Below are 16553 nucleotides of genomic sequence, written 5' to 3'. Positions count from 1 at the left end.
GGCGCGGACGACCCGAGGTGGTCCCTCATGAGTACAGCCCTCACCGACCGGCGGCCCGACGGGCCGTCCGCGCCGAAGCCCCTGTTCCGCCAGGTCACCCGGCAGCAATTACCCCAGGCCGTCCGGGAGTTCCTGGACGCCCCGGAACTCTCGCCGGTGCCCGTCGCGACCGAGGACCGCGCCGACCTGGCAGCCGGTGTCGAGCTCGCGGGCCGGCTGTACGGCGGCCTGCGGCGACCCCACCCGGTGGACGTCGGAGTCGTCCTCGGCGCGGCCGACCTGCCCGCGGGGCTCGCCGAGCTGGCCCGCCCGCTCGCCCGGACCTGGGTGTCCGAGGAGGAACTGGCGGACCTCCCGGCGTTCCGGGCCCGGCACGCCGGCTCGCTGCTGGTCGTCGGCTGCTACGACCGGCTCACCCTCGACCCCGTCCGGGCCCTGCTGATGGCCACCTACCGCGGCCCGCGGCACGGGCTGACGCTGCTGAGCGGCCGGGACGGCGACTCGGTGGTGTGGAACGTGGCCAAGCAGTACGCGGAACCGGCCCTCGACGTCGACGCGCTGGGCCTGTTCACCGACACCGACCGGCCCCCGCGGCTGCCCGGCGTCCAGGTCTTCGACGACCGCGACTTCGAGCGTTCGGACATCCAGGCGGAGATCCTCGGCACCCGGTGGCGGCGGGTGGCCTTCCAGGGGCACGGCAAGGACGACAGCGTCAACCTCGGCGAGTTCACCATCTGCGGCCTCAACGGCACGGCCCGCGCCGTGCCCGGACTGCTCGGCCCGCGCTGCGCGTACGGACTCCCCTGCTACAAGCCCGAGGACAAGCTGGTGCCCCTCAACCGGGTGGAGGCCGTCGAAGTGGTGCTCAGCGCCTGCAACAGCGGCCCGCTCGCGGACCTCGCCCTGTACGACCCGAAGTACCAGCTGCTGCTCAACGCGCTCGACGGCCCGGCCCGCACGGTGGTGTCGGCCGTGTCGGTGCACGACTCCGACCGGCCGGAGAACGTCGCCTGGATGCACGGCGCCCTCCTCGGCGCCGACTCCGTCGACACCCTCAACGCCAGTCTGGCGGGCTCGCACCCCTACCCGGCGTTCATGCGGTTCGGACTGCCGGGCGCACCGGAGGACACCCCGCCGCCCCCGGCCCCGGCGGACCACCGGCCCGACGCGCTGCTGCTCACCGTGGGCCGGCGGCTGACCGCCTACCTCGCGTCCGACCTGCTGCCGCACAACCACCCGCTCCGGCCCCGGCTGACCAAACTGGCCCGCAAGGTGGACCTCTGGGTGGCCCGGCCCACGCATCTCGCCGACCAGTCGCCCGAACAGATCCACGCCTCGCTCACGGCGGACCTGCAGTCCCTCGACCACGTGATCACCGAGCAGGTCGCGGCCGACCCCGAGACCGAGCTCATGAACTACCCGGCGCACTTCGGGGACCGGAGCAGCCTGGACCCGCAGGTCCGGGAGGTCACCTGCCACTGCGGCCGCCCCGCGCAGGAGTTCACCCGGCGCGGGCTGCTCCCGCAGATCCTGGACACCACCTGCGCCGTCTGCATGCGGTGCGGTGACGTCACCTTCCGGGTCCCGGACGCTCCCGCGCTGCTCGCCCACGCCGCGGACGAGGTCGAACAGGGCGGGGTGCTGGAGGTCCGGGCCACCGTCACCGCGGCCCGCTCCGGCCCGGTCCGGCTGGGGCTCTTCGTCCCGACCTACCTGCGCGAGGACACCACCGTGGAGCCGGTCACCACCAGGCTCAAGCTCCCCGGCGGACAGGCCGAGGACGTCGCGTTCCGTGTGCGGTTCGCCCCCGGCACGGCCCCGCAGGCCTACTACTTCACGGTGTTCGCCGTGCAGGACCTCGCCGTCTCGACGGCCCGGCGCCACTTCGGGGTCGTCCCCCGGAGCGCCTGACCCACCCGCAACCCCAGGGAGAACCATGGAGAGCCAGACCAAGCCGGCCATCGAACTGATCGAGCAGAACGGCGAGGTGACCCTCAGCATCGGCGGCGAGCAGGCCATGCAGGCCTGGGAGCGGGACCTCATGTGGGCCAGCGCCGACATGCTCTGCGAGTACGGCCGGGACTTCTACGAGGTGGGACTCGGTCTCGGCCTGTCCGCGCTGCGCATCGCCGGCAACCCGGCGACCCGCAGCCACACCGTGCTCGAACTCTTCGACGAGGTCGAGGACCTCTTCCGGGCCCGGCACCCCCGGGTGCCCGACAACCTGACCGTCGAGCGCGGCAACTTCTTCGAGCGGGTCTTCGACCTGCCGTCCGAGAGCATCGACGGGATGTTCTTCGACCCGGCCCTCGACATGGACGTCTGGACGGACGCCGAGCTGTGGGCCAGGACCATGCCGGAGGTCGTCCGGGTGCTGCGGCCCGGCGGCGTGTTCATCCCGTTCTTCAGCACCAAGCCGGAGCTGCGCTGGCAGTACCTGCCGCACTTCCGGTCGATCCGGGTCGAGCGGCACCCGTTCGTCGCCTACGACACCACGGAGTACACCCACGGCGGCACCACCGGTGACGCCTTCATCCAGTGTTTCCGCAAGGACTGACCCGGCACACCGTCCGCCGTCCACGACCGCTCCGCCGGTCGGCCCTCACCCGACACCGCGCACCGGCGCCGCCCCGGAGGTACTCCCATGACCGTCACGCTGCCCGATGGCTCCCGCCCCGACCTCGGCATCCGATCGATCTTCCTCGCCGGCCCGTTCATCCAGCTCCTGGACCCGGAGACCGGCGAGATGCCGGCCGACGCCCGGGCCCCGTTCGACGTCCTGATCAAGCACTTCGAGGCACAGGGACTCTCCGTGCACAACGCCCACCGCCGCGAGGCGTGGGGCGCGGAGCTGATGCGGCCCGAGCAGTGCACCCGGCTCGACCAGGACGAGATCCGCAAGGCCGACGTCTTCGTCGCGCTGCCGGGCCATCCGGCCTCCCCGGGCACCCACATCGAGATCGGCTGGGCGAGTGCCTTCGGCAAGCCGATCGTCCTGCTGCTGGAACGCGGCCGGGAGTACACCTTCCTGGTGCAGGGCCTGCACACGGTGGCGTCGGTGGAGTACGTGGTCCACACGGACATCGCCGCCTGCCTGCCCGCCGTCGACCGGGCGGTCGAGCGGGCGGTGCTGCGCCTGCGGGAGGGCGAAGGCGGCCGGTGACCGTCGACCGCCCGGGGCCGGGCTCCGGCTCAGGCCGGAGCCCGGCCCGCCCGTCCTCGGCCCCGTTCACGGCCCCGTCCACCGTTCCGCTCCGGCCGGTCCCCGGGGAGCGCGGCAGGTTCGTGCGGATCCTGCCGGCCGTCCTGGCCTGCCTCGCCCTGACCGCCACCGCCACCGGCTTCGTGCCGCCCGGCGGCCGGCGGCACGGGCCGGCCCCGGCACCGACACCGGCGGCGGCGGTCTACACGGTCGCGCTGACCGGTGACTCCGCGGGAGGCCGGTGGTCCGGGCGCGAGGAGGTGAGCTTCACCAACGACTCCCCGGAACCGCTCCGGGAGGTCCAGCTCCGTCTGTGGGGCAACGCGCACGGGGGCTGCGCGGAGCCGGCGGTCACGGTGACGGGCCTGGTCGGAGCCGCCGGGGACGCGTTCTCGGTGGGCTGCACCGCGCTGCGGGTCACCCTGCCGGTCCCGCTCGGTCCCGGGGACCGGCACACGATCGGCTTCGACCTGACCGTCCGGGCCCCCGAACGCGCGGACAGCGCCGACCGGTTCGGACGGCACGGGGCGTACAGCTACTTCGGCAACGCGCTTCCGGTGCTCGCGGTGCGGGACGCCGCGGGCTGGCACCTCGACCCGTTCACCGACACCGGGGAGTCCTTCTACACCCTGGCCGCGGACTTCACCGTCGCCCTGGACCACCCGTCCGGCCTGGGGGTGCCGGCCACCGGCACGTCGACCGGGGCCCCGGGTTCCGCGGGACGCACCGTCACCACGGCGACCGCCCGGCAGGTGCGCGACTTCGCGTGGGCCGCGGGCCCGTTCGGCACCGTCTCGGGCGTCTCCGCGGGCGGGGTGGTGGTCAACGTCCACACGGTGGCCGGCGTCGGGGCGGAGGACGCGCGGGCGATACTGGCCGTCGCGGTGTCCGCGACGGACGCGCACTCCCGGGCGTTCGGCGCCTACCCGTACGCGGAGCTGGACGCCGTCCTGGACGACGACCTCTGGTTCAGCGGCATGGAGTACCCGGGATTCGTCCTGGACCGGGTGAACACGACCGCGCTCGTCCACGAGGTCGCGCACCAGTGGTGGTACGGCGTCGTCGGAGACGACCAGTACGGCCGGCCCTGGCTGGACGAGTCGTTCGCCGAGTACGCCACGGACCTGGCCCTCGGCCGGGACGGGGCGGACTGCTGGAACTCCGTCGCGTGGTCGTCGCCGCAGGAGCGGATCACCAACGGCATGGCGTACTGGGACGACCACCCGGCCCGGTACGGGGAGGTCGTCTACGGGTACGGCGGGTGCGCGCTGCACGACCTGCGCCGGCTGATCGGAGCCGGGGCGATGGCCGACCTGCTCCGCGGCTACGTGCGCGAGCACTGGTACGGCGTGAGCAGCACGCCGGCGTTCAAGGCCGCGGCCCAGGCCGCCACCGCCGAGGACCTCGCCCCGTTCTGGGCCGCCCACCGGATCGACGGCTGACCGCCGCCCGAGGACCCGGGTCGGGTCGGTCGGGCGGCGGCGGGCCGTGGACGGCGCGCTTCACGCGGTGCGGTGGGCGTCCTCGGCGTGGACCGGGTGGGCGAACGGCTGTCCGGCGGTGTAGCGGGCGAGCTCGTCGGCCGCGGCGGCGGCCATCCGGTGCAGCTCGCGGCCGAGCGAGCCCGCGATGTGCGGTGTGAGCACGACGTTGGGCAGGTCGTAGAGCGGGGAGTCGGGCGGCAGCACCTCGGGGACGGTGACGTCGATGACGGCGTCGAGCCGCCCCGTGGTCAGCTCGCGGACCAGGGCGTCCTGGTCGACGAGGGAGCCGCGGGAGGTGTTGACGAGGGTGGCGCCGTCGGGCATCAGGGCGAGCCGCCGGGCGTCGATCAGGTGGTGGGTGTCGGGGAGCTCGGGGGCGTGGACGCTGACCACGGCGCTCTCCGCGCACAGCTCGTCGAGCCCGACGGAGCGGGCGCCGAGGCGGGCGGCCTCGGCCGGTTCCACGTACGGGTCGTGGAGGAGCAGGTCGAGGTCGTGGGGGCGCAGGAGTTCGAGGACCCGGCGGCCGATCCGGGAGGCGCCGACGATGCCGACGGTGCGCCGGTAGTTGCCCGCGTCGGCGTAGGCGGCCTGCCAGTCGTACGGGGCGCGGCGGGTCCGGTAGTCCTCGCGGATGCGCAGCAGCTGCTTGTTGGCGTGCAGGACGGCGGCGACGGTGTACTCGGCGACGGGGAGGGCGTTGGCCCAGGCGGCGGAGGTGACCTGGATGCCGCGGTGCCAGCAGGCGTCGGTGATGTGGTGCTTGACGGAGCCCGCGGCGTGGATGACGGCGCGCAGCCGGGGGGCGGCGGCGAGGACGGCCTCGTCGATCGGGGGGCAGCCCCAGCCGGAGACGATCACCTCGGCCCCGGCGAGGGCGGTGGCGGCCTCGGGGGTGGTGAAGTCGTCGAGGACGAGCGCCGGGTCGAGGTCGGCCAGGGCGTTGAGACGGGCCATGGTGTGCTCGTCGATCAGGCGGCCGGTGAGGTCCCGCTGCATGGCGAGCACGGCGCGGGGGCGGCGCACCGCGCCGGCCCCCTCGGCCGCCGGGGGGTGGGGCATGGTGTTCGTTCCCTCGGGGTCGGCGTGGGCGGCGGGGTTCACTTGACGCTCCCTGCCGTGAGTCCGGCCTTCCAGTGCCGCTGGAGCAGCACGAAGGCGAGGATGAGCGGGACGACGGCGAGGAGCGCGCCGGTGACGACCAGCGGGTAGTACTCGGGGAAGGCCTTGGTCTGGGCGTTCCAGGTGAAGAGGCCGAGGCTGACCGGGAAGAGCTCGTTGTCGGAGAGCATCACCAGCGGCAGGAAGAAGTTGTTCCAGATCGCGGTGAACTGGAACAGCACCACGGTGACGAAGCCGGGCATGACCATGCGCAGCCCGATCGACCAGAAGGTGCGCAGCTCGCCGGCCCCGTCCACCCGGGCGGCCTCCAGGACCTCGCCGGGGACGTAGCCGGCGCAGAACACCCGGGCGAGGTAGACCCCGAAGGGGTTGACCAGGGAGGGCAGGAAGACCGCCCAGAAGGTGTTGACGATGCCGAGTTCGGAGGCGAGCAGGTACATCGGCAGGGCGAGCGCGGTGGTGGGCACCAGGACGCCGAGCAGCACCAGTCCGAACACCTTCTCCTTGCCGGGGAAGTCGTAGACGTGGAAGGCGTAGCCGGCGGCGACGCAGACCAGGGCGCAGAGGACGGAGCCGAACCCGGCGTAGAGCAGGGAGTTGAGGTACCAGCGGAAGTAGATGCCGTCGCCGGTGGTGGCGAGGTCGTGCAGGTTCCGGCCGAGGTTGATGTTGTCGGGGGTCAGGGCGTTGCCGCCGAGGAGGTCCGCGGTGTTCTTGGCGGCTGCGGTCAGCAGCCAGCCGAGCGGCAGCAGGGTGTAGACGGTGGCCAGGACGAGGGTGCCGTTGACGGCGGTCCCGGAGAGGGTCCAGGGGCGGCGGGGGGTGCTCATGCCGCGGCCTCCTTCCGGCGGTCGGAACGGCTGCGGGTGGCCCGGGTGACCGCGAAGGACAGCAGGGCGGCGGCGAGGGCGAGCAGCACCGAGGAGGCGGCGGCCAGGCCGTAGTCGCCCCGCTCGAAGGCGGCGGTGTAGGCGTACATGTTGGGGGTCCAGGTGGAGACCACGCCCGGTGCGGTGCCGTGCAGGATCATCGGTTCGGTGAAGAGCTGGAGCGAGCCGATGACGGTGAACAGGCCGACCATGGCGAGCGAGGGCTTGATGAGCGGGATCTTGATGCTCAGGGCGGTGCGCAGCGGGCCGGCGCCGTCGACCACGGCGGCCTCCAGCACCTCGCGGGGGATGGCCTGGAGCGCGGCGTAGAAGATGACCATGTTGTAGCCGGTCCACTGCCACAGGGCCATGTTGACCACGGCGGGCAGGGGGTTCCCGAGCGGGTCGGGCTGGGTGCCGAGGGTCTCCAGGGCGTCGAGCACCGGGCTGATGCCGGGGGTGTAGAGGTACATCCAGATCAGCGCCGCGATGATGCCGGGGACGGCGTGCGGGATGAAGAGCGCGAGTTGGAAGAACCGCTTCGCGCGGGTCAGCGCGGAGTCCAGCAGCAGGGCGAGGACGAGTGCGAAGCCGGCCATCAGCGGGATGTAGAGCAGGCAGTACCGGGCGATGGTGAGGAAGCCCTCGCGGTAGGCCTCGTCCTCCAGGGCCCGGGTGTAGTTGCCGAGGCCGGTGAAGACGGTCTCGGTGCCGCCGAAGCCGAGTCCCGAGTGGCGCTCGGTGAAGAGGCTGAGCCGGACCGCGTAGCCGATCGGGACGAGGGTGCAGGCCGTGAAGAGCAGGAGGAACGGGGCGAGCAGGACGGCCGGGGCCCCGTACCGCCCGCGCCGCGCGGTGGCGGCGGCGCGGGCGGTCCCGGTGCGGGTGGTGCGGATCGTCACTGGGCGACCTTCAGCCCGCGGTTCTTGAACTCGGCGAGGGTGGCCTGCTGGGCGGCGGCCAGGGCGTCGTCGATGGTGCCGGTCCGGCCGGCGACCTTGCCGAAGGAGTCCTTCAGCGAGCCGTTGGTGAGGCCCATGACCGGCCCCCAGGTCCAGCCGGGCTTGATGGACCTGGCGGCGTCCGGGAACACCGCGTAGAGGTCCTGGCCGCCGTAGAAGTCGGTGTTGAAGGCCTGCTTGGCGACGGGGACGAGCTCGGTGGCGGCGGGGAAGGCGGAGGAGGTGCCGGAGGCGATGCGGGCCTTGAACCCGTCGGCGGTGGTGGTGGCCCAGGTGGCGAACTCGACGGCGGCCTTGGCCTTCTTGCTGTCCTTGGAGACGGCGAAGGTGGTGCCGCCGAGCATGCCGCTGGCGGGGTTGCCGTCCCAGGTGGGCATGGGGGCGACCGCCCACTTGCCGTTGATGTCGGGGGTGGTGCCGAGGTTGGACTTCAGGACGCCGCCGCCCCAGGAGGCGCCGAGGTAGCCGGCGGTCTCGCCCTTCTGGAGGGAGGCGGTCCACTGCTGGCTGAAGGAGGGCTGGACGTGGACGAGGTCCTCGTCGATCAGCTGCTGCCAGTACGCGGAGACCTTCTTCGTCTCGGGTCCGGTGAGGTCGGCCTTCCAGGCGTCGTCGGCGGCGGTGAACCAGCGTGCGCCGTTCTGCCAGGCCATGGCCTCGAAGGTGGTGGGGTCGTCGGGGAAGAAGGTCGCGATGCGGGCGTCGGGCTGGGCGGTCTTGAGCTTCTGCGCGGCGGTGCGGAACTCGTCCCAGGTCTTCGGCGCGGTGATGCCGGCCTTCTCGAAGAGGTCCTTGCGGTAGTAGAACGCCTGCGGTGCGGCGTCCAGCGGCAGGGCCCAGGTCCGGCCGCCGAGGGAGGTGAGCTCGGTGGCCTGCGGCAGGTACCTGGCCTTCAGGTCGGCGCCGACGAGCTTGCTGATGTCCTGGACGGCGCCCTGGCTGACGAAGTCGGGCAGCTGCGGGTACTCGACGTTGAACACGTCGGGGGCGTTGCCGGCCTTGACGGCGTTGGAGAGCTTGGCGTAGCCGCCGGCGTTGCCCGCGGGGATCTCCTCGAAGGTGATCTGGATGTTCGGGTGGCCGGCGTTGAAGGCGGCCACCACCTCCTTGGTGCCCTTGGCCCAGCCCCAGAAGGTGAGGGTGACGGGCTTGCCGTCGTCGGCGCCGGCCGAGCTCTTGGCGTCGCTTCCGCAGGCGGCCAGCAGGCTCACGCAGAGCGCGGCGGCGGTGGCGGTGGCGGCGGCGCGCAGGGCTCTGCGACGGGAGGGCACGAGTGAGCGCATGGCACAGCTCCTAAGAGGGGCGTCACGGTTCCGGGACGGGGGCGTCGGTCCGGGCCGGACTCGTGAGGGTGGGGGCGACTGGCTGTCATCCTGAGCAGGTTGTCGATCGGCGTCAAGGCATCTGGATCGAATGATCCGATCCGATCAGTTGACCGGTCGTCGTCAGGGTTCGATCATCAGGCCCGTGAGCTGCGTGAACGTCGGCCCAGTGAGGTGGATTCCGCAACGTCACAATCTGATCAAGCTGTTCATTTGATCCGACGGTCTTGACGAATGATCAGTCGGTTCCTAGATTCCGCACAGGGGCCCGCCCGCCCCGGACCCGCCGACGAAGGACACCCCATGCCGCTGCCCCCGGAGGACCGACACCTCAGCCCGCACACCGGCTGGACCAGGGCGCACTGGGAGGCGGCCGCCGACGACCTGCTCGGCGCCGTCCGCCCGTACGCGAGCCCCGGCCGCGCGCTGATCGACCTGCCCGGCGACCGCCCCAGCTGGTCGGGCCGCCGCTCCGACGGCCTGGAGGGCTACGCCCGCACCTTCCTGCCCGCCGCCCTGCGCATCGCCGGCGCCGGCGGCGCCGACCCGCACGGACTGCTGGAGCACTACGCCGCCGGGCTCGACGCCGGCACCCGCACCCCGACCGCCGAACGCGACCTGGCCGACGGCGACCTCGACTCCTGGCCCCTGATCACCGACCGCGGCCAGGCCATGGTCGAGGCCGCCTCGATCGCCTTCGCCCTGCGCCTCACCCGCCCCTGGCTCTGGGACCGCCTCGACGGCGCCGTCCGCGACCGCGTCGGCCGCTGGCTCGCCGACGCCCTGCACCGCGCGCCCAACGACAACAACTGGTGGATCTTCCCGCTGTCGGTCGGCGGCTTCCTCGCCGAGGCCGGCATCGAGGAGAAGGACGCCCGCGCGGCCGTGCGGCGAGGCCTGGAGAAGATCGACCGCTGGTACCTCGGCGACGGCTGGTACACCGACGGCCGCCCCCGCGCCTTCGACCACTACAACGGCTGGGCCCTGCACCTCTACCCCGTCCTGCACGCCCACCTCGCCGACGACCGGCCCCTGCTCGCCGAGTACGGCGACCGGCTCGCCGCCCACCTGACCGGCTACGCCCACCTGTTCGGCGGCGACGGCGCGCCCGTCCACCAGGGCCGCTCGCTCACCTACCGGTTCGCCGCCACCGCGCCGCTGTGGGCCGGCGCCCTCACCGGCCGGACCCCGCTCGACCCCGGCACCACCCGCCGGCTGGCCTCCGGCGCCCTGCGGTACTTCCTCGACCGCGGCGCCGCCGACGACCGCGGCCTGCTCACCCTCGGCTGGCACGGCCCCGAACCCCGGCTTACCCAGCCGTACTCCGGTCCCGCGTCCCCCTACTGGGCGGGCAGCGGATTCCTCGGCCTGCTGCTCCCGCCCGGCCACCCGGTCTGGACGGAGCCCGAGCGGCCCGCGCCCTGCGAGACCCGCGACGTCGTGCTCGCCCTGCCCCGGCCCGGCTGGCTGGTCCAGTCGACCGCCGCCGACGGGCTGGTCCGCCTCCACAACCACGGCAGCGACGACCAGCCGGTCGACCAGGTCCTGCCCGACAACCCGCACTACGCCCGGCTCGCCCACTCCACCGCGACCGGCCCCACCCTCGACGGGCCCGCCGACAACCACCTCGCCCTGCTCGTCGACGGCGAGCCCACCGAACGCGGCCGGATCCACCCGCTCGGCACCGGACCCGACTGGGCCGCCTCCCTCTCCCGTCCGCGGGCCGCCGGGCGCGAGCTGCCCGGGGTCTCGGTCACCTCGGTCACCCTCGTGCGCGGCGCCGACGAGGTCCGCGCCCACCTGGTCACCGGCGCCGCCTCCGGCACCGCGGTCCGCCACAGCGGCTGGGCGGTCGCCGGCGGGCGCGTCGAGGCCGCGGTCGTCGGTGCCGACGCGGGTGCCGGTACCGGTGCCGGTACCGGCCTCGCCATCGGCGCCGTCGTCCGCGCGGACGGGCGGCTCACCAGCGGACTCCGCTCCCTGTACGGCTTCGGCGAGGCCGCGACGCGGACCGTGCCCGGGGGAACCGCGTTCGGCGCCGAGGCCGCCCTGCCCGTCCTGAGCGGCACCCTCGGGGACGGTCCGGCCCTGCTCGTCTGCGCCGCCGGGCTCACGGCCGGGCCCACCGCCGCCGGGCTCACCGCCGCCGGGCTCACCGCCGCCGGGCCCACCGCCGCCGACCGGCCTCCCGTGGCGGCCGTCGAGGTCGCCGTGCGGTCCGGTGACGGCTGGCGGCTGCGGGTGTGCTGGCCCGACGGCGAGGTGCGGGAGGTGCGCATCGGGGCAGGCTCGGTCCACGTCGGCCGGGAGGGCTGAACCCGCGCGCGGGGGCCTCGGCCGTTCGGTCCCGGCCCCTCCTCCGGCCGCCCGTCCGGGCGGGCCCCCGGTTCGCCGGGACGGCCGCCGCCAGTCCGCGCCCCGGCGGGGGAGGGGTCGGGACGTCAGCCGGCCGGGACGCCGACCGGCGCGAGGTGGGCCGCGGGGCCCACCGGCGGCCGGGTCCCGGCGGGACGGACGCGCTCGTGGCGCGCCGGCAGTTCGACCACCCGGCAGCCGTGCCGCTCCAGCAGCTCGCCGACCGTCCGCACCTCGGACCCGTCGATGGAGAACACGAAGGGGCCCGGGACCAGCACCGTCTTGATCCACCCGGCGGCGACGCCGCTCAGCAGCCCCTCCAGCGCGGGGAGGCCGTCGGCCGCGCGCAGGCCGTTGTCCAGGTACAGCAGCGGCTCCGGCAGGCCCAGCACCTCGGCCAGGTCCTCCAGGGCCCGGCGGTGGCACTCCATCGCCGTCGCGTCGAACGGGTAGCAGCGCAGGTAGACCGCGACGCCCGGGGCGGCGTCGACGGCGCTGGTGTCGTGGGGGCTGCTGTCCATGGGGTCACCTTCTGCCGATCGCGGTTGGTGGGAACCCGGCGCCGCGCCCGCCCCACGCCGTGTCTCCAGGACACGCGAACGATCGATGGGTAATCAATCCGGGTCCCTACGCATCTTCACCGTCGGTCACCGGATCGGCCCGGTATTGGCACGTTCCGTGACCGGCTGCGCCCGGATCGCCCGGATCGCCCGGCACGGGGCCGGGCGGTCCCGGGGCCCCGCCGATCGCCGCGTCAGCCGCCGCAGGAGGTGCGCACGCGCAGGACGGGAAGCAGCGTGGTGCGGTGGACCGGCAGCTCGGGGCCGGCCGCGAGGCGACGCAGCAGCAGGTCGAACGCCGCCTGCCCGACGGCGCGCTTCGGCGGGGCGACGGCCGTCAGCGGAGGCGCGGCCAGGGCGGCGAACACGTCGTCGTAGGCGATCAGGGCGACGTCGTCGGGCACCCGCAGACCTCGGGCGCGCAACAGCGGCGGCAGCCTGATCGCGTCCTGGTCGTTGTGGACGAGCACCGCCCGGGTGCCCTCCGCGGCGGCCTCCGCGATCCGCGCGGACAGCAGCTCGGGGTCGGTCGGCACGCCCGTCGGCGCCAGCGTGTCGAGGGTCGGCAGGGGCCGCAGCCCGAGCAGGCGGGTGCCCTCCTCGTACCCGGCCCGGACCTCCTCGGCCGTCCAGGAGTCGCCCCGGGCGGCCAGCAGGACGCGCTCGTGGCCGAGGCCGGCGAAGTGCCGCAGGGCGCTCAGGACCCCGTGGCGGTGGTCGGAGCCGACGGTGTCGAGGTGCGAACCGGGGCCGTCCGGGGTGGGGGAGCGGCGCTCGACCAGCACGGCGGGCACCGGCAGGGCGTCCAGCCAGGCGCAGCCCTCCGGGGCCTGGCCGGGGAGCAGCCCGGGGGCGAGCAGCAGGCCCTCGGCGCCGGACTCCAGCAGCCGTTCCACCTGCACCCGGTCGTCGCCCGTGCCGTACGGCGCGATGCCGAGGACCAGCCGGGCCTCCGCGGCGGTGGCGGCCGTGCGGGCGCCGGCGATGACCTCGTCGAAGTAGGAGCCGACGGAGGGCACGAGCAGGCCGACGGTGCGCCCGGCCCGGCCGGGCCGAAGGCCGCCCCGGGCGGGGGCTCGGTCGGCGTCCGGCCGGTCGAGCGAGACGAAGCCGTGCGAGCGGCTGAGTCTGCCGGCGTCGGCGAGCATGGCGACGTCGCGGCGGACCGTGACCGCCGGGATGCCCAGTCGGTCGGCGAGGTCGGTCAGCCGTACCTGCCCGCCGAGATCGCCGACGGCGGTCACGATGAGCCTGCGGCGCTCTTCTCCCGAAGCGGTCATCCTGCCCTCCATCGCCGATCCAGTGGATTTGATCAAACAGTATCGTTCGATCGAAATACGATCAAGAGGCGTGGTCTTTATCGATTGATTGACCACCCGATCGATGAGCTCGTAGGGTGCGTACCGGTGATCGCCCGCCGGTCACATCCGCCCGCCCCGGCTCCCGCGCGGGCCCGCACCGCCCCGGTTCCCGTCCGGTCCGTGACCCACGCCTAGGCGCACCCGCCCCGGCGGACGCCGGCCACGCCGCGCCGGGCGCGCCCACCCACCCGCCCACCCTCCCGCCCGCCCTACCGCGGAGGCACCCATGGCCGACCCGGCCGCCCCCACGTCCCTGACCGTCGACGGAGACACCTTCCTGCGTGCGGGCCTCCCGCACCGGATCGTCTCCGCGGCCGTCCACTACTTCCGCATCCGCCCCGAACAGTGGCTCGACCGGCTCACCCGGCTCCGGGCCATGGGCGTCAACACCGTCGAGACCTACGTCGCGTGGAACTTCCACCAGGCCGCCCCCGGGGTCAGTGACTTCGACGGCGACCGCGACCTCGCCGCGTTCGTCCGCACCGCCGGCGAGCTCGGGCTCGACGTGATCGTCCGGCCCGGCCCGTACATCTGCGCCGAGTGGGAGTTCGGCGGCCTGCCCGCCTGGCTGCTCGCCGACCCGGCCGTCCGGCTCCGCCGCGTCGACGGGCCCTACCTGGCCGCCGTCGACGCCTGGTTCGACGACCTCGTCCCCGTCCTGCTCCCGCTGCTCACCTCCCGCGGCGGGCCCGTCGTCGCCGTCGCCGTCGAGAACGAGTACGGCAGCTACGGCAACGACACCGCCTACCTGGAACACCTGCGCGCCGGCCTCGTCCGGCGCGGTGTCGACTGCCTGCTCTTCACCGCCGACGGCGCCGAGGACGGCTTCCAGCTCGGCGGCGTCCTGCCCGGGCTGCTCACCACCGGCACGTTCGGCTCCCGGCCCGAGGAGTCCCTGGCCTGCCTGCGCCGCCACCAGCCGGTGGGCCCGCTGGTCTGCATGGAGTACTGGACCGGCTGGTTCGACCACTGGGGCGCGCCCCACCACCTGCGCGACCCCGCGGAGTCCGCTGACGTCCTCGACCGGATGCTCGCCGCCGGCGCGTCCGTGAACATCTACATGGGCCACGGCGGCACCAACTTCGGCTGGTGGAACGGCGCCAACCACGACGGGACCACGTTCCAGCCCGACACCACCAGCTACGACTACGACGCGCCCGTCGGCGAGGCCGGCGAACTCACCGAGAAGTTCCACCTGTTCCGCCGGGTGATCGAACGCCACCTCGGCCCCAACCCGCACCCCCTGCCGCCGCTGCCCGCACGGCTCGCCCCGCAGAGCGCGCCGTTCACCGCGAGTGCCGGCCTGTCGGCCGCCCTCGACGACCTGGCCACCGTCCACCACCGACCGGAACCCGAACCGATGGAGGCCCTCGGCCAGAACCTCGGGCTGATCCACTACCGCACCCGCCTGCGCGGCCCCCTCGGCCGCGGCGAGCTGCGCGTCGACGGTCTGGCCGACCGTGCCCAGGTCTTCCTCGACGGCCAGCCGCTCGGTGTCCTGGAACGCGACCGCCCCGACGAGGCCCTGCCGGTCGAGGTGCCCGAGGGCGGCGCGGTGCTCGACCTCCTCGTCGAGAACATGGGCCGCGTCAACTACGGCCCGCTGCTCCACGACCGCAAGGGCGTCACGGGCGGCGTGCGCATCGGCAACCAGTACCAGCTGGGTGGCTGGGAGATCCGCCCGCTGCCCCTGGACGACCTCACGGCAGTGCCGTTCGCCGCACCCGGCCACCGGGACGGGCCCGCCTTCCACCGCGCAGCCCTGACGGTCGCGACGCCCGCCGACGGGTTCCTCGCGCTGCCCGGCTTCACCAAGGGCATGGCCTGGCTCAACGGTTTCGCCCTCGGCCGCTACTGGGACCGCGGGCCGCAGCGCACCCTCTACGCCCCCGCCCCGCTCTGGCGGGAGGGGCGCAACGAACTCGTGGTCCTCGAACTCCACCGCGCGGGCACCCGCGTCGAGCTCCGGGACCGACCCGACCTCGGCCCGGCGGTCACGGAGGAGATGCCCCAGTGGTGACGGTGCCCGGCGGCGCCCGCGCCCCGGGGCGGCGTTCCCGGGGTGACGCGCGGTCGGGGCCCAACCGCCCGGGCCCGTCCGCCCCGGCCCGTCCGCCCGGCCGTCCGTCCGTCGTGCGCTGACGGACCGTGTGCCGACCGAACACGGGCCGTGCATCGACCGAATGATAGATTCCTGTCCGCCTGGGCAGGTGACCCCGCCCGGCCGGACGACGGGCAGGGGAGTGTGGGGATGTCGATCTCGGCGGACGAGCGCCGCACCCGGATCCTTGAAGCGGTTCAGGAGCTCGGCTCGGTCCGGCTGACCGACCTCGCGGAGCGGCTCGGCCTGCCCGCCGTCACCGTCCGCCGGGACGTCGCGGCACTCGCCGACTCCGGCCTCGTCCGCCGCTCGCACGGCTCGGTGTCGGCCGCGACCGGGGCGGGCGCCGTCGCCACCGGGCACGGGCCGTCGCTCGGCCTGCTCGTGCCGGCGGTCGGACAGTACTTCGACGAGATCATCGCGGGTGCACGGGCCGCCGCCGGGCGGGCCGGTGCCCAGCTCGTGCTCGGCATCTCCTCCTACCAGGCCGGTGCGGACCGCTCCCAGGCCGAGCAACTGCTGAAGTCCGGCGCCCAGGGGCTGCTCCTCGCGCCCAACTGGACGCCCGACGACCGGCCTTCCGACCAGGCCTGGGCCGAGGAACTGCCGGTGCCCGCCGTCCTGGTCGAGCGCAGGCCGGTGCCGGGGAGCCCGGCGGAGACGCTCGACTCGGTCGCCTCCGACCACCGCCACGGCGTGCTCCTCGCGCTGCGCCACCTGGCCGGGCTCGGACACCGGCGGATCGCCCTGGTCGCCCGGCGTGACACCTGGACCGCGCACGAGGTCCGCCGGGGCTATGCCGAGGGCTGCGAGGTGCTGGGTCTGCCCGTGGAACCCCCCGTCGACATCGTCACCCCGGTGGCGGACCTGCCGGCGGTCGCGGACCGGCTGGCCGAGGGCTGCGCCCGGGGTGTGCGGGCGGCCGTGGTCCACAACGACCAGGACGCCATCCAGCTGCTCCCGCTGCTGCGGGCCCGGGGGCTGCGGGTGCCCGAGGACCTGGCCGTCATCAGCTACGACGACCTGTTCGCCGGCCTCGGGGCACCGCCGCTCACCGCGGTGGCGCCGCCGAAGCAGGCCGTGGGCGCGGAGGCGGTGGGGCTGCTCCTGCGCAGGCTCGGGAGCGTGGCCGAGGCCGGCCCGGTGCACCACGTGCGGCTCCTGCCGGTCCTGACGATCCGTGAGTCGTGCGGAGCGGTGTCGGGCTGACGCACC

13 protein-coding genes are annotated in these 16553 nt (G+C 74.3%); 7 read left to right on the top strand and 6 right to left on the bottom strand.

The window, feature by feature from the left end; genetic code table 11:
* Window positions 1-27: 27 nt before the first annotated feature.
* The 4 genes from ABZY91_RS15280 (at window position 28) to ABZY91_RS15265 (ending at window position 4644) form a co-directional block, all read left to right on the top strand.
* Window positions 28-1911 carry a hypothetical protein gene (locus ABZY91_RS15280; RefSeq protein ID WP_355402634.1) on the top strand — a complete coding sequence of 628 codons (1884 nt, stop codon included), beginning with the start codon at window positions 28-30 and terminating at the stop codon, window positions 1909-1911.
* Between the two features lie 25 nt (window positions 1912-1936).
* On the top strand, window positions 1937-2557 hold the full coding sequence (locus ABZY91_RS15275) for a class I SAM-dependent methyltransferase (RefSeq protein WP_329951351.1): 621 nt from the start codon (window positions 1937-1939) through the stop codon (window positions 2555-2557).
* 87 nt (window positions 2558-2644) lie between these two features.
* A complete protein-coding gene (locus tag ABZY91_RS15270) occupies window positions 2645-3163 on the top strand; it encodes a nucleoside 2-deoxyribosyltransferase (protein WP_329951352.1) in 519 nt (172 codons plus the stop codon).
* Window positions 3164-3285: 122 nt separating this feature from the next.
* Complete coding sequence (locus ABZY91_RS15265) at window positions 3286-4644, top strand: M1 family metallopeptidase (protein WP_355402631.1); 1359 nt, start codon at window positions 3286-3288, stop codon at window positions 4642-4644.
* Between the two features lie 60 nt (window positions 4645-4704).
* Here ABZY91_RS15265 and ABZY91_RS15260 read toward each other — a convergent pair whose 3' ends face one another.
* From ABZY91_RS15260 to ABZY91_RS15245, 4 genes are all read right to left on the bottom strand, one after another.
* Window positions 4705-5685, bottom strand: coding sequence for a hydroxyacid dehydrogenase (locus tag ABZY91_RS15260; protein ID WP_355402687.1), 981 nt, complete (start codon window positions 5683-5685; stop codon window positions 4705-4707).
* Window positions 5686-5786: 101 nt separating this feature from the next.
* Entirely contained in the window at window positions 5787-6638 is an 852-nt protein-coding gene (locus ABZY91_RS15255; RefSeq protein WP_329877028.1) for a carbohydrate ABC transporter permease, read from the bottom strand.
* Window positions 6635-7498 carry a sugar ABC transporter permease gene (locus ABZY91_RS15250; RefSeq protein WP_329877065.1) on the bottom strand — a complete coding sequence of 288 codons (864 nt, stop codon included), beginning with the start codon at window positions 7496-7498 and terminating at the stop codon, window positions 6635-6637. The genes ABZY91_RS15255 and ABZY91_RS15250 overlap by 4 nt, the downstream gene beginning before the upstream one ends.
* A gap of 77 nt (window positions 7499-7575) precedes the next feature.
* On the bottom strand, window positions 7576-8922 hold the full coding sequence (locus ABZY91_RS15245) for a sugar ABC transporter substrate-binding protein (protein ID WP_329951354.1): 1347 nt from the start codon (window positions 8920-8922) through the stop codon (window positions 7576-7578).
* A 342-nt stretch (window positions 8923-9264) separates the two neighbouring features.
* On the opposite strand from ABZY91_RS15245, the gene ABZY91_RS15240 reads away from it, so the two are divergent.
* Window positions 9265-11277, top strand: coding sequence for a DUF2264 domain-containing protein (locus ABZY91_RS15240; protein ID WP_355402628.1), 2013 nt, complete (start codon window positions 9265-9267; stop codon window positions 11275-11277).
* Window positions 11278-11402: 125 nt separating this feature from the next.
* On the opposite strand, the gene ABZY91_RS15235 is transcribed toward ABZY91_RS15240, so the two are convergent.
* Complete coding sequence (locus tag ABZY91_RS15235) at window positions 11403-11837, bottom strand: hypothetical protein (RefSeq protein ID WP_355402626.1); 435 nt, start codon at window positions 11835-11837, stop codon at window positions 11403-11405.
* Between the two features lie 233 nt (window positions 11838-12070).
* Window positions 12071-13156, bottom strand: coding sequence for a substrate-binding domain-containing protein (locus ABZY91_RS15230; protein ID WP_355402624.1), 1086 nt, complete (start codon window positions 13154-13156; stop codon window positions 12071-12073).
* Window positions 13157-13463: 307 nt separating this feature from the next.
* Between ABZY91_RS15230 and ABZY91_RS15225 the strand changes: the two genes are divergently transcribed.
* Complete coding sequence (locus ABZY91_RS15225; protein ID WP_355402622.1) at window positions 13464-15257, top strand: beta-galactosidase family protein; 1794 nt, start codon at window positions 13464-13466, stop codon at window positions 15255-15257.
* A 231-nt stretch (window positions 15258-15488) separates the two neighbouring features.
* Window positions 15489-16547, top strand: a complete 1059-nt coding sequence (locus ABZY91_RS15220) for a substrate-binding domain-containing protein (protein WP_355402620.1) — start codon at window positions 15489-15491, stop codon at window positions 16545-16547.
* Window positions 16548-16553 lie beyond the last annotated feature (6 nt).

It is taken from the genome of Kitasatospora sp. NPDC002965 (assembly GCF_040611255.1).
Classification (GTDB): domain Bacteria; phylum Actinomycetota; class Actinomycetes; order Streptomycetales; family Streptomycetaceae; genus Kitasatospora.
This window is presented reverse-complemented; position numbering and strand designations above follow the sequence as displayed.

Coding starts and splice junctions, on each gene's coding strand:
- ABZY91_RS15220 (WP_355402620.1), top strand. CDS start 15,489: ATGTCGATCTCGGCGGACGAGCGCCGCACCCGGATCCTTGAAGCGGTT.
- ABZY91_RS15280 (WP_355402634.1), top strand. CDS start 28: ATGAGTACAGCCCTCACCGACCGGCGGCCCGACGGGCCGTCCGCGCCG.
- ABZY91_RS15275 (WP_329951351.1), top strand. CDS start 1,937: ATGGAGAGCCAGACCAAGCCGGCCATCGAACTGATCGAGCAGAACGGC.
- ABZY91_RS15270 (WP_329951352.1), top strand. CDS start 2,645: ATGACCGTCACGCTGCCCGATGGCTCCCGCCCCGACCTCGGCATCCGA.
- ABZY91_RS15245 (WP_329951354.1), bottom strand. CDS start 8,922: ATGCGCTCACTCGTGCCCTCCCGTCGCAGAGCCCTGCGCGCCGCCGCC.
- ABZY91_RS15235 (WP_355402626.1), bottom strand. CDS start 11,837: ATGGACAGCAGCCCCCACGACACCAGCGCCGTCGACGCCGCCCCGGGC.
- ABZY91_RS15260 (WP_355402687.1), bottom strand. CDS start 5,685: ATGCAGCGGGACCTCACCGGCCGCCTGATCGACGAGCACACCATGGCC.
- ABZY91_RS15225 (WP_355402622.1), top strand. CDS start 13,464: ATGGCCGACCCGGCCGCCCCCACGTCCCTGACCGTCGACGGAGACACC.
- ABZY91_RS15255 (WP_329877028.1), bottom strand. CDS start 6,638: ATGAGCACCCCCCGCCGCCCCTGGACCCTCTCCGGGACCGCCGTCAAC.
- ABZY91_RS15230 (WP_355402624.1), bottom strand. CDS start 13,156: ATGACCGCTTCGGGAGAAGAGCGCCGCAGGCTCATCGTGACCGCCGTC.
- ABZY91_RS15240 (WP_355402628.1), top strand. CDS start 9,265: ATGCCGCTGCCCCCGGAGGACCGACACCTCAGCCCGCACACCGGCTGG.